Raw genomic sequence first — 12,365 nt, 5'->3', positions numbered from 1 at the left:
TCTGTTCAACAGCTAGTCGTTATAGTTCGTTTTTTGCCCAACAGCGCTGCGTAATCTGGCCACATCGGGCGCTGTGAAGCCCGAATACGGAGGGAGCCGCCAGGCTCCGTCAGAATAAGCAAATCAACCGTAAGGCCGGGAGCATCCATGAACCGTCTCAACGCACTCGCCGCTGGCTGTTTACTCACCCTGTGCAGTTCCACCCTGCTGGCCGGCGAAGACGCCAGTTGCCAGAAGGTCCGTATCGGCGTGGTCGGCTGGACCGACGTGGTCGCCACCACCGCGGTCGCCGCCGAGCTGCTCGAAGGCCTGGGCTATTCGACCAGCCAGACTCAGGCGTCGCAGCAGATCATCTTCGCCGGTATCCAGAAGCAGCAGATCGATGTGTTCCTCGGCTACTGGAAGCCGATCATGGACGACAACATCAAGCCTTTCCTGGCCAGGGGCGCGGTGCGGGTGGCGCCAGAGCCCTCGCTGAACGATGCCATCGCGGTGCTCGCGGTGCCGAGCTACAGCGCCGAAGCGGGGCTGAAGACATTCGCCGACATCGCCCGCTTCAAGGAGCAGCTGGACGGCAAGATCTACGGCATCGAAGCCGGCTCCGGGGCCAATACCGCGATCCAGAAGATGATCGACAGCAATCAGTTCGGCCTCGGCGGCTTCAAGCTGATCGAGTCCAGCGAGGCGGCCATGCTCACCGCGGTCAGCCGTGCGGTGAAGAACAACAAGCCGGTGCTGTTCTTCGGCTGGAAGCCGCACCCGATGAATATCCAGATGCCGATCACTTACCTGACCGGCAGCGAGGATGTGTTCGGTCCCAACGACGGCGCCGCCACCGTGTCCACCGTCACCGCGCCGGATTATGCCCAGCGCTGCCCGAACGCCGAGCGCCTGCTCAGCGGTCTGCGCTTCACCAGCGCCCAGGAAGCCGAGCTGATGCAGCCGATCATGGCCCGCGAGGCGCCGGACCAGGTCGCCCGCGCCTGGCTCAAGGCCAACCCCGAGGTGGTTCAGCGCTGGCTGGCCGGGGTCACCAGCTTCGACGGCAAGAGTGGCGCCGACAGCGTCTTTGCCTCGCTCAAGTAAGCGCCACCGTCGGTAAGTAATTAAGCGACCCATCCCGTGCGCGCTACGCCGCGCACGGTCTCTGATCGCCTCGTAGAAGGATGAAACAACCGTGAATTACGAAGTCATAGTCACCTGTGCCGTCACCGGCGCCGGCGATACCGTCGGCAAGCACCCGGCCATCCCGGTCACCCCGAAACAGATCGCCGCCGCCGCCATCGAGGCGGCCAAGGCCGGCGCCACCGTGGCCCACTGCCATGTGCGCGACCCGCACACCGGCAAGCCGAGCCGCGACGTGGCGCTGTACCGCGAGCTGGTCGAGCGGATCCGCGAGAGCGACACCGACGTGATCATCAACCTCACCGCCGGCATGGGCGGCGACCTGGAGATCGGCCGCGGCGAGCAACCCCTGGAGTTCGGCGCCGGCACCGACCTGGTCGGCCCGCTGGAGCGGCTGGCGCATGTCGAAGAGCTGCTGCCGGAAATCTGCACCCTGGACTGCGGCACCCTGAACTTCGGCGACGGCGACTTCATCTACGTCTCCACCCCGGCGCAACTGCGTGCCGGCGCCAGGCGCATCACCGAGCTGGGGGTCAAGGCCGAGCTGGAGATATTCGACACCGGTCATCTGTGGTTCGCCAAGCAGCTGCTCAAGGAAGGCCTGCTCGAGGATCCGCTGTTCCAGATCTGCCTGGGCATCCCCTGGGGCGCGCCAGCCGACACCACCAGCATGAAGGCCATGGCCGACAACCTGCCGGCCGGCGCCACCTGGGCCGGCTTCGGCATCGGCCGCATGCAGATGCCGATGGTCGCCCAGGCCATGCTCCTCGGCGGCAACGTGCGGGTCGGCCTGGAAGACAACATCTGGCTGGATCGCGGCCTGTATGCCACTAACGCGCAACTGGTCGAGCGCGCGGTGGAGATCATCCAGCGCCTCGGCGGCCGCGTCCTGACCCCGGCCGAGGGCCGCGAAAAGATGAAGCTCAAGCGCCGCGGTTGAACCCTTTGCCCTTGTAAGAGCGGTGGGGCGCCTAGCCCATGCCCGCGGTCCACAACGGTTCGCGGGCATGGCCCGCTCCTACGTACAGCATTCACCTCATTCCATTGCCAGGAGCCACCATGCCCTTTGTCACCGACATCAAAACCTTCGCCGCCCTCGGCACCGGCGTGATCGGCGCCGGCTGGATCGCCCGCGCCCTGGCCCACGGCCTCGACGTGATCGCCTGGGATCCGGCGCCCGGCGCCGAGGCGGCGCTGCGCCAGCGCATCGCCAATGCCTGGCCGGCTCTGCAGCGGCAAGGCCTGGCCCCCGGCGCCGCACCCGAGCGGCTGCGCTTCGTCGCCAGCATCGAGGAATGCGTGAACAACGCCGACTTCATCCAGGAAAGCGCGCCGGAGCGCCTCGAGCTCAAGTGTGAGCTGCACGCCAGAATCAGTGCCGCCGCGCGTCCCGATGTGCTGATCGGTTCCAGCACCTCGGGCCTGCTGCCCAGCGAGTTCTATGCCGACGCCGTGCACCCCGAACGCTGCCTGGTCGGCCACCCGTTCAACCCGGTCTACCTGCTGCCGCTGGTGGAAGTGGTCGGCGGCGCCAAGACCGCGCCGGCGGCGGTACAGGCCGCCATTCAGGTCTATACCAGCCTGGGCATGCGCCCGCTGCATGTGCGCAAGGAAGTACCGGGGTTTATCGCCGACCGCCTGCTCGAGGCCTTGTGGCGCGAGGCGCTGCACCTGGTCAACGACGGTGTGGCGAGCACCGGCGAGATCGACGACGCGATTCGCTTCGGCGCCGGCCTGCGCTGGTCGTTCATGGGCAGCTTCCTGACCTACACTCTGGCCGGCGGCGATGCCGGCATGCGCCACTTCATGGCCCAGTTCGGCCCGGCGCTGCAACTGCCCTGGACCTACCTGCAGGCGCCGGAGCTGACCGCGACGCTGATCGACCAGGTGGTCGAAGGCACCAGCGCCCAGCAGGGCGAGCGCAGCATCGCCGAGCTGGAGCGCTACCGCGACGACTGCCTGCTCGCCGTGCTCGGCGCGATCAAACAGACCAAGGCGCAGCACGGTTTCGCCTTCGCCGAATAACCCTGTCGCGGCGCAGAACCCGTAGGAGCGGGGGGAGCGCCTAGTTCCATGCCCGCGAAAAATCCAATCGCGGGCATGGCCCGCTCCTACGACGGTCCGCTCGCGCAACAGTACGCCGCTCGCTGGCGGACTGTTCGCTACGCTCCTGAGTCCGCCCTACGGGTTTCGTACAACGTCGAGGATCATCACCGCCATGCTCACCCCCTACCGCACCGCCATCCTGCCCGAGTGGGTCGACTACAACGGCCACCTGCGCGACGCCTTCTACCTGCTGATCTTCAGCTATGCCACCGACGCGCTGATGGACCGGCTCGGCCTCGACGAGGCCGGGCGCGCACGCACGGGTCACAGCCTGTACACCCTGGAGTGCCACCTCAACTACCTGGCCGAGGTCAAGCTCGGCGTCGAGGTCGAGGTGCGTACCCAGCTGTTGGCGCATGACCGCAAGCGTCTGCATATCCATCACGGCCTCTATTATCCGGGCGGCGGGCAGCTGCTGGCGGCCAGCGAGCAGATGCTGATGAACGTCGACAGCCTGGGCGCGCGCTCGGCGCCGTTCGACGACGCGGTGCTGGCAGCCGTGCAGGCACTCTACGAGGCGCACCGCGATCTGCCGCGGCCCGTCCATGTCGGCCGGATCATTGGCCTGCCCGCCACGACCGTTAAATCGCGCGCATAAAAAAGGGAGCCGCAAGGCTCCCGAAAGACTGGCGCCGCCCACACGCGGGGGCGGCCCAGGTTAGGCATTGGTTTCAGGCGGCGCTGAACAGCTTGTGCGGGTCGATGACGAATTTCTTCGGCACGCCGGCGTCGAACTCGTGGTAGCCATTGGGTGCGTCGTCCAGGCTGATCACCTGTACGCCCACCACTTCGGCGATGTTGATCCGATCCCACATGATCGCCTGCATCAGCTGGCGGTTGTACTTCATCACCGGGGTCTGGCCGGTGTGGAAGCTGTGCGACTTGGCCCAGCCGAGGCCGAAGCGGATGCTCAGGGCGCCCTTCTTGGCGGCGGCATCGACCGCGCCTGGATCGTCGGTGACGTACAGGCCGGGGATGCCGATCTTGCCGGCGACCCGGACCACACCCATCAGCGAGTTGAGCACGGTGGCCGGAGCCTCGTGCTGCACACCGTCATGACCGTGACCGCGGGCCTCGAAGCCCACCGCGTCGATGGCGCAGTCGACTTCCGGCTCGCCGAGCAGGGCGGCGATCTGTTCGTGCAGCGGGATGTCCAGCGACAGGTCGGCGATTTCGAAGCCCTGGGCCTTGGCATGCACCAGACGCACCGGGTTGACGTCGCCGACGATCACCACCGCCGCGCCGAGCAGGCGCGCCGAGGCGGCTGCCGCCAGACCGACTGGACCGGCACCGGCGATGTACACGCTGCTGCCCGGGCCGACGCCGGCGGTGACCGCGCCGTGGTAGCCGGTCGGCAGGATGTCGGACAGGCAGGTCAGGTCACGGATCTTCTCCATCGCCCGGTCGCGGTCCGGCAGCTTGAGCAGGTTGAAGTCGGCGTAGGGCACCATGGCGTATTCGGCCTGGCCGCCGGTCCAGTCGCCCATGTCGACGTAGCCGTAGGCGCCGCCGGGACGGGCCGGGTTAACCGACAGGCAGACCCCGGTGTGTTGTTCCTTGCACGAGCGGCAGCGGCCGCAGGCGACGTTGAACGGCACCGAGACCAGGTCGCCGATCTGCAGGTTCTCGACGTCGCGACCCTTTTCGATCACTTCGCCGGTGATTTCATGGCCCAGTACCAGGCCGGTTTGCGCGGTGGTGCGGCCGCGCACCATGTGCTGGTCGGAGCCGCAGATGTTGGTGGAAACCACGCGCAGGATCACCCCGTGCTCGATCTTCTTGCCGCGCGGATCCTGCATTTTCGGATAGTCGATTTTCTGGACTTCGACCTTGCCTGCGCCGAGATAGACGACGCCACGATTACCTGACATTGGATGTCTCCTTTGTTGTTGTGGATACAAAGGCGCGACCTGCGGCCACGCGGCCTTGCACTGGAGCTTGGATCTGTTGCTGGAGAGACCGCAGCAAGGCAGTGAGTGCGGTAAAACCTCTCCGGCTTTGTGTTGGCGATGGATTAGGCGCGCTGAGCGGCTAACCCATCCGCCGAACTACGCGTGCAGCACCACGGTGCGGTTGGCGTTGAGGAACACCCGCCGCTCGAGGTGGTAGGCAATGGCCTTGGCCAGGGTCTGGCACTCGATGTCGCGCCCCTTGTCGACCAGGTCTTCGGGGTAGTGGGCGTGATCCACCGCCTCCACGCCCTGGGCGATGATCGGCCCCTCGTCGAGGTCGTTGTTGATGTAGTGGGCGGTGGCACCGACCAGCTTGACGCCCTTCTGGTACGCCTGGTGGTAGGGCTTGGCGCCCTTGAAACCGGGCAGCAGCGAGTGGTGGATATTGATCGCCCAGCCATCCAGCTTGCGGCACAGCTCCGGCGACAGCACCTGCATGTAGCGGGCGAGCACCACCAGTTCGGCGCCTGTGTCCTCGATCACCTGCAGCACCTGGCGCTCCTGCGCCGGCTTGTCGTTGGGGTCGAGGGGGAAGTGGTGGTAGGGAATATCGTGCCAGCGCGCCAGCGGTTCCAGATCCGGGTGATTGGACACCACCGCCACCACATCCATGGCCAGGTGACCGATGCGCTGGCGGTAGAGCAGGTCATTCAGGCAATGATCGGCCTTGCTCACCATCAGCACCACCTTGGCCCGGTAGCCCGGCGGGGTCAGTTCGGTGTGCATCTGGAAGGGCGTCAGGCGCTCGTCCAGGCCGGTGCGGAAGGCCTGCTCGTCGAAGCCGTCGGGCTGACGGAACTCGACGCGGATGAAGAAGCGCGAGGACAGCCGGTCATCGAACGAATGGTGCTCGGTGACATAGCAGCGTTGCTCGAACAGGAAGCGCGTCACCGCGTCCACGGTGCCGAGCACGCTCGGGCAGTGGGCGGTGAGAATCCAGGTGTCGGGGGTGCGGCTCATATCGATCTCCAATGCGGAGTGACCGTAGGTTGGTGTTGAGCGAAGCGATACCCAACAGCCCTTTCAGCGGATTCCGGGAACGCAGCGTTGGGTATCGTCGCTGCGCTCCTCCACCCAACCTACGCCTCGATCGCCAGGCCATACTCGGCGCTGGCATCCTGCAGCCACAGCCAGATGTAGTCGGCGAAGCTGCGGCGAACCACCAGTTCCCAGGTGTCTTCGCCGGTGTGGCGGATCACCAGTTGCGACTTGGCGAACATGGTGCCGACCGCCTTGCCCACCGGGAAGTTGCTCGGGTGGACGTCGTAGATGCTCGATTTCATCAGCATCTCGCGGACTTTCGGCCCCTTCAGTTCGACCAGGGTCTGGCCGCCGCTGACATTCACCACCGCGATGTGCTGACCGTCCAGGGCGGCGCGCAGTTTCTGCTCGACGGCGAACTCGCTGCCGCCGGGCACGATCAGCAGCCACTCGTCCGGGCCCAGCCACTGCAGCGAGGTGGCGCCATTGGCCACCAGGGTCAGGGCCACCGGCAGCTCAAGGCCCAGGGCCTTGTGCACGCCACCGGCGAAATCCGGGTCGCTGGCGTCGCCACGCAGGGTCAGGTGGCCGAGCAGTTTTTTCTCGCGCAGGCGCACCCCGGCGCTGCTCTTGCCCTTGCGCGCCAGCTCGTCGAGGCCGGCGTGAAACAGTGGCGACTCGGCATGGCCGGCGTCGGGGCGTTGCTGGTAAACGTTGACGTTAGACATTCTGGCGATCCCCTTTCGGGTCATAGAACACGGGACTGACGATTTCGGCTTCGATCACGCTGCCATCCACCAGCGGGGCGAACACCCGCTCGCCGATGCGCTTGAGACCGCCCTTGACCAGGGCCATGGCGAGCGAATAGTTCAGCGCCGAACTCATGTAGCTGGAGGTGACGTGGCCGACCATGGTCATCGGAATCGACTGTTTCGGGTCGAACACCAGTTGCGCGCCTTCCGGCAGTACCTTGTTCGGGTCCACGGGCTTGAGGCCGACCAGCTGCTTGCGGTTTTCCTTGAGGCAGTCCTCACGGTTCATGCCGCGCCAGCCGATCCAGGAGAAGGGTTTGCTGCGACCGACGCACCAGCCCATGCCGAGGTCGTCCGGGGTCACCGAACCGTCGGTATCCTGGCCGACGATGATGAAACCCTTCTCGGCGCGCAGCACGTGCATGGTCTCGGTGCCGTAGGGGGTCAGGCCGTGCTTCTTGCCGGCGGCGATGATCTTTTCCCACACCGCCAGGGCGTAGTCGGCCTGGATGTTGACTTCATAGCTCAGCTCGCCGGTGAAGGAGATGCGGAACACCCGCGCCGGCACGCCGCCGACCTTGCCTTCCTTCCAGGTCATGAAGGGGAAGGCGTCCTTGTCCAGGTCGATGTCGGTGACCTCGGCCAGCAGCTTGCGGCTGTTGGGGCCGGACAGGGTCATGGTCGCCCAGTGGTCGGTGACCGAGGTGAAGTACACCTTGAGCTCCGGCCATTCGGTCTGGTGGTAGATTTCCAGCCATTCCAGCACCCGCGCGGCGCCGCCGGTGGTGGTGGTCATGAGGAAGTGGTTGTCGGCCAGACAGGCGGTCACGCCGTCGTCGAAGACCATGCCGTCTTCCTTGCACATCAGGCCGTAGCGCGCCTTGCCCACGTCCAGCTTGGTCCAGGCGTTGGTGTAGACGCGGTTGAGGAACTCGCGCGCGTCCGGGCCCTGGATGTCGATCTTGCCCAGGGTCGAGGCGTCGAGGATGCCCACCGCGTTGCGCACCGCCAGGCACTCGCGAGCCACGGCGGCGTGCAGGTCTTCACCGGCTTTCGGGAAGTACCAGGGGCGCTTCCACTGGCCGACGTCCTCGAACTCGGCGCCGTTCTGCAGGTGCCAGGCTTGCATGGCGGTGTAGCGCTTGGCCTCGAACAGCGGCCCGCAGTTGCGCCCGGCGAGGGCGCCGAAGGTCACCGGGGTGTAGTTCGGGCGGAACATGGTGGTGCCCATCTCGGGGATGCTGATGCCCAGCGAACGGGCGGCGATGGCCAGGCCGTTGATGTTGCCCAGCTTGCCCTGGTCGGTACCGAAGCCCAGGGCGGTGTAACGTTTGACGTGCTCGACCGACTCGAAGCCCTCGCGGGTGGCCAGCTCGATACCGGCGGCGGTGACGTCGTTCTGCAGGTCGACGAACTGCTTGGGCGCACGCGCCGTGGATTTGTCGTGGGGCACCTGGAACAGCGCGACGGCCGGCTCCTCGTGGCGCTTCTCGACCTTCGGCAGGCTGCCGGCGACCTGCTTGAAGCCGGCTTCGGCGGCGGCTGTCGCGCCGGCCTCGAAACCGTCGGCGAGGCTGGCGCCGAGGGCGAAGATGCCGTTTACCGCACCGGCGCACAGGCGCTTCTGCAGGCCTTCACCGGGGACGAAGGCGAGGATGTCTTCCTGCCAGGTCGGCTTGCCGCCGAGGTGCGAGGCCAGGTGCACCACCGGGCTGTAGCCGCCGGAGCTGACGATCAGGTCGCAGTCGAGCACTTCGCCGGGGCTGGCGACCGTATGGTTTTTCAGGTCGATGGCGCAGATCCGCGCCGCGTTGACCCGCTTGCTGCCACGCGCCTCGACCACCGCACTGCCGGTGAGGATGCGCACGCCACGCTTGCGTGCTTCCTCGACCCAGGCGCCACGCGGATTGCTCCGCGCATCGGCGACCGCGACCACCTGCTGGCCGGCATCGAGCCAGTCGAGGACCACGCGGTAGGCATAGTCGTTGGTGGTCGACAGCACCAGCTGGCGGCCCGGCGCCACGCCGTAACGACGTACGTAGGTGGACACGGCATCGGCCAGCATGTTGCCCGGCACGTCGTTGTTGGCATACACCAGCGGCCGCTCGTGGGCGCCGGTGGCCAGCACCACACGCTTGGCGCGCACACGGTGCATGCGCTGGCGCACCTGACCCATGGGCGCGACTTCGCCGAGGTGATCGGTGAGGCGCTGGTGGATGGTCAGGAAGTTGTGGTCGTGGTAGCCGTTCACCGTGGCGCGCGGCAGCAGGGTGACTTCCGTCATCTTCTCCAGTTCGGCGATAGCCTTGGCGGCCCAGTCGCTGGCCGGCTTGCCGTCGAGGGTCTCGCGGGTGCTGAGCAGGCTGCCGCCGAACTCTTCCTGCTCGTCGGCGAGGATCACCCGCGCACCGCTACGCCCGGCGGCCAGTGCCGCGGCCAGACCGGCGGCGCCGCCGCCGACCACCAGCACGTCGCAGTGCTGGTTCATGTAGTCGTAGCTGTCCGGATCGTTTTCCTTGGGCGCGCGACCCAACCCTGCGGCCTTGCGGATGTACTTCTCGTAGGTCAGCCAGAGGTTCTGCGGGTACATGAAGGTCTTGTAGTAGAACCCGGGCGGCATCATGCCGCCGCCGACCTTGCCGAGGATGCCCATCAGGTCGGTGTTGACGCTCGGCCAGCCGTTCACGCTGCTGGCCACCAGGCCGGCGTACAGCGCCTGCTGGGTGGCACGCACGTTGGGGATCTGCGCCGCTTCGGTGCTGCCGATCTGCAGCACGGCATTCGGCTCTTCGGCACCGGCGGCGACGATGCCGCGCGGGCGCGAGTACTTGAAGCTGCGGCCGACCACGTCGACGCCGTTGGCCAGCAGGGCGGCGGCCAGGGTGTCGCCGGCATAGCCCTGATAATTTTGGCCGTTGAAGCTGAAGCTCAGCGGCTGGCTGCGGTCGATGCGGCCGCCCTGGGAAAGGCGATTGATCTGGCTCATGCCGTTACTCCTTGGGCGACGGCCTTCTTCGCGGCGAGGCTGGCTTCAGTCACGCCGGGTTTTTCGCCGATCTTGTAGGTTTCGAGAATTTCGTAGGTCACCGTGTGGCGGGTGACGTTGAAGTACTGGCGGCAGCCCGCGGCGTGAATCCACAGCTCATGGTGGATACCGCGTGGGTTGTCGCGGAAGAAGATGTACTCGCCCCACTCCTCGTCGGTGCAGGCGTTCGGATCCAGCGGGCGCGGGATATGAGCCTGACCGGCGGCGTGGAATTCCTCTTCGGAGCGCAGCTCACCGCAGTGAGGGCAGAAAATATGCAGCATGGTCGGAACCTCCAGAAAACCATCCTCCCTCTCCCGCCGGGAGAGGGGGCCAAAATCAGTGTGCGACCCCGGCCGCGCCGTGTTCGTCGATCAGCGCGCCGTTGTGGAAGCGCTCGATCGAGAACGCCTTGGCCAGCGGGTGCATCTCGCCCTTGGCCAGGCTGGCGGCGAACACATGGCCGGAACCCGGGGTGGCCTTGAAGCCGCCGGTGCCCCAGCCGCAGTTGAAGAACAGGTTCGGCACCGGGGTCTTGGCGATGATTGGGCAGGCGTCCGGCGTGGTGTCGACGATGCCGCCCCACTGGCGGTTCATGCGTACCCGCGAGAGCACCGGGAACATCTCGACGATGGCCTGCAGGGTGTGCTCGATGGTCGGGTAGGAGCCACGTTGGCCATAACCGTTGTAGCCGTCGATGCCGGCACCGATGACCAGGTCACCCTTGTCCGACTGGCTGATGTAGCCATGCACCTGGTTGGACATGATCACGCTGTCGATGATCGGCTTGATCGGCTCGGACACCAGCGCCTGCAGCGGGTGCGATTCCAGCGGCAGGCGGAAACCGGCGAGCTTGGCCATGTGCCCGGAGTTACCGGCGGTGACCACGCCGACGCGCTTGCCGCCGATAAAGCCCTTGTTGGTTTCCACGCCGATGCACACGCCGTTTTCCTTGCGGAAACCGATCACTTCGGTCTGCTGGATCAGGTCCACGCCGAGGGCATCGGCGGCGCGTGCATAGCCCCAGGCCACGGCATCGTGACGGGCCACGCCGCCGCGCCGCTGCAGGGACGCGCCCATCACCGGGTAGCGGGTGTTCTTGCTGCAGTCGAGGTAGGGAATCAGCTCCTCGACCTGCTTGGCATTCAGCACTTCGCCATCGATGCCGTTGAGCCGGTTGGCGCTGACCCGGCGCTCGATGTCGCGCATGTCCTGCAGGGTGTGGCCGAGGTTGAACACCCCGCGCTGGGAGAACATGACGTTGTAGTTGAGGTCCTGGGACAGGCCTTCCCACAGCTTCATGGCGTGCTCGTAGAGCTGCGCCGACTCGTCCCACAGGTAGTTGGAACGCACGATGGTGGTGTTGCGCGCGGTGTTGCCACCGCCCAGCCAGCCCTTCTCGATCACCGCGACGTTCTTCACGCCGAACTCTTTCGCCAGGTAATAGGCGGTGGCCAGGCCGTGGCCGCCGCCGCCGACGATGATCACGTCGTACACCGGCTTGGGCGTCGGGTTGCGCCACATGCGCTGCCAGTTCTCATGGTGGCTGAACGAGTGTTTGAACAGGCCGAAGCCGGAATAACGTTGCATCAGTGGGTACTCCTGATACGTAAAAACTTAACCGTGGATTGCCTGTTCGGCCTTTGTAGGGTGGGCCTTGACCCACCATCGGCGTTACCGGCTGCGGTGAGCCAAGGCCCACCCTACGGGGCGCGGGTATGGCGCCTGAGTTCAGCGATACACCGGATAATCGGCACACAGCCCGGCGGCCAACTCGGCCACCCGGGCCTCGACATCGGCATCGCCGAGGTGATCGAGGATGTCGCAGATCCAGCCGGCCAACTCGATGCTCTGTTGCTCCTTGAAGCCGCGAGTGGTGATCGCCGGGGTGCCGATGCGCAGGCCCGAGGTGACGAACGGCGACTGCGGGTCGTTGGGCACGGAGTTCTTGTTCACCGTGATGCCGGCACGCCCGAGGGCGGCGTCGGCGTCCTTGCCGGTCAGGCCCTGACGGATCAGGCTGACCAGGAACAGGTGGTTATCGGTGCCACCGGAAACCACGTCGAAACCGCGCTCGATAAACACCTTGGCCATGGCCTGGGCGTTCTTGATCACCTGCGCTTGATACTCCTTGAAGCCAGGCTCCAGCGCTTCCTTGAAGCACACCGCCTTGGCCGCGATCACGTGCATCAGCGGACCGCCCTGGGCACCGGGGAACACCGCGGCATTGAGCTTCTTCTCGATCTCCGGGTTGGCCTTGGCCAGGATCAGGCCGCCGCGCGGGCCGCGCAGGGTCTTGTGGGTGGTGGTGGTGACCACGTCGGCGAACGGAATCGGGTTGGGGTACAGGCCGGCGGCGACCAGGCCGGCGACGTGGGCCATGTCGACGAACAGCAGGGCACCGACCTTGTCGGCGATGGCGCG

The 12,365-nt window shown here is 66.2% G+C and carries 11 protein-coding genes; 4 read left to right on the top strand and 7 right to left on the bottom strand.

Features of this window, described 5'->3' with window-relative positions; all coding sequences use genetic code 11:
- Positions 1-147: 147 nt before the first annotated feature.
- From choX to BM315_RS19495, 4 genes are all read left to right on the top strand, one after another.
- Positions 148-1,086 (top strand): choline ABC transporter substrate-binding protein, encoded by a 939-nt coding sequence (gene choX, locus BM315_RS19510; protein ID WP_090504442.1) that lies wholly within the window; start codon positions 148-150, stop codon positions 1,084-1,086.
- Positions 1,087-1,177: 91 nt separating this feature from the next.
- On the top strand, positions 1,178-2,065 hold the full coding sequence (cdhC, locus tag BM315_RS19505) for a 3-dehydrocarnitine:acetyl-CoA trimethylamine transferase CdhC (RefSeq protein WP_090504441.1): 888 nt from the start codon (positions 1,178-1,180) through the stop codon (positions 2,063-2,065).
- Positions 2,066-2,184: 119 nt separating this feature from the next.
- Positions 2,185-3,150 (top strand): L-carnitine dehydrogenase, encoded by a 966-nt coding sequence (locus BM315_RS19500; RefSeq protein ID WP_090504438.1) that lies wholly within the window; start codon positions 2,185-2,187, stop codon positions 3,148-3,150.
- 193 nt (positions 3,151-3,343) lie between these two features.
- Entirely contained in the window at positions 3,344-3,829 is a 486-nt protein-coding gene (locus tag BM315_RS19495) for a thioesterase family protein (protein WP_090504435.1), read from the top strand.
- 73 nt (positions 3,830-3,902) lie between these two features.
- On the opposite strand, the gene fdhA is transcribed toward BM315_RS19495, so the two are convergent.
- The 7 genes from fdhA to BM315_RS19460 form a co-directional block, all read right to left on the bottom strand.
- Complete coding sequence (fdhA, locus tag BM315_RS19490; protein WP_090504433.1) at positions 3,903-5,102, bottom strand: formaldehyde dehydrogenase, glutathione-independent; 1,200 nt, start codon at positions 5,100-5,102, stop codon at positions 3,903-3,905.
- A 177-nt stretch (positions 5,103-5,279) separates the two neighbouring features.
- Complete coding sequence (purU, locus tag BM315_RS19485; protein WP_090504430.1) at positions 5,280-6,143, bottom strand: formyltetrahydrofolate deformylase; 864 nt, start codon at positions 6,141-6,143, stop codon at positions 5,280-5,282.
- 119 nt (positions 6,144-6,262) lie between these two features.
- The gene (locus BM315_RS19480) at positions 6,263-6,892 is read right to left on the bottom strand and encodes a sarcosine oxidase subunit gamma (RefSeq protein ID WP_090504427.1); all 630 of its coding nucleotides are present in this window, start codon (positions 6,890-6,892) and stop codon (positions 6,263-6,265) included.
- On the bottom strand, positions 6,885-9,902 hold the full coding sequence (locus BM315_RS19475) for a sarcosine oxidase subunit alpha (RefSeq protein ID WP_090504424.1): 3,018 nt from the start codon (positions 9,900-9,902) through the stop codon (positions 6,885-6,887). Before BM315_RS19475 ends, BM315_RS19480 begins: the two co-directional genes overlap by 8 nt.
- Positions 9,899-10,225: a sarcosine oxidase subunit delta gene (locus BM315_RS19470; RefSeq protein ID WP_090504421.1), complete on the bottom strand. Its 327-nt coding sequence runs from the start codon at positions 10,223-10,225 to the stop codon at positions 9,899-9,901. Before BM315_RS19470 ends, BM315_RS19475 begins: the two co-directional genes overlap by 4 nt.
- Positions 10,226-10,280: 55 nt before the next feature.
- A complete protein-coding gene (locus BM315_RS19465; RefSeq protein WP_090504418.1) occupies positions 10,281-11,531 on the bottom strand; it encodes a sarcosine oxidase subunit beta family protein in 1,251 nt (416 codons plus the stop codon).
- 141 nt (positions 11,532-11,672) lie between these two features.
- Positions 11,673-12,365: serine hydroxymethyltransferase (locus tag BM315_RS19460; protein WP_141123983.1), on the bottom strand; the 693-nt coding region annotated here is incomplete at its 5' end.

Source organism: Pseudomonas borbori (assembly GCF_900115555.1).
Classification (GTDB): domain Bacteria; phylum Pseudomonadota; class Gammaproteobacteria; order Pseudomonadales; family Pseudomonadaceae; genus Aquipseudomonas; species Aquipseudomonas borbori.
The sequence above is the reverse complement of the archived record's forward strand: the minus strand, read 5'-3'. Positions and strand labels throughout refer to the sequence as shown.

Coding starts and splice junctions, on each gene's coding strand:
- purU (WP_090504430.1), bottom strand. CDS start 6,143: ATGAGCCGCACCCCCGACACCTGGATTCTCACCGCCCACTGCCCGAGC.
- fdhA (WP_090504433.1), bottom strand. CDS start 5,102: ATGTCAGGTAATCGTGGCGTCGTCTATCTCGGCGCAGGCAAGGTCGAA.
- BM315_RS19495 (WP_090504435.1), top strand. CDS start 3,344: ATGCTCACCCCCTACCGCACCGCCATCCTGCCCGAGTGGGTCGACTAC.
- choX (WP_090504442.1), top strand. CDS start 148: ATGAACCGTCTCAACGCACTCGCCGCTGGCTGTTTACTCACCCTGTGC.
- BM315_RS19475 (WP_090504424.1), bottom strand. CDS start 9,902: ATGAGCCAGATCAATCGCCTTTCCCAGGGCGGCCGCATCGACCGCAGC.
- BM315_RS19465 (WP_090504418.1), bottom strand. CDS start 11,531: ATGCAACGTTATTCCGGCTTCGGCCTGTTCAAACACTCGTTCAGCCAC.
- BM315_RS19480 (WP_090504427.1), bottom strand. CDS start 6,892: ATGTCTAACGTCAACGTTTACCAGCAACGCCCCGACGCCGGCCATGCC.
- BM315_RS19500 (WP_090504438.1), top strand. CDS start 2,185: ATGCCCTTTGTCACCGACATCAAAACCTTCGCCGCCCTCGGCACCGGC.
- BM315_RS19470 (WP_090504421.1), bottom strand. CDS start 10,225: ATGCTGCATATTTTCTGCCCTCACTGCGGTGAGCTGCGCTCCGAAGAG.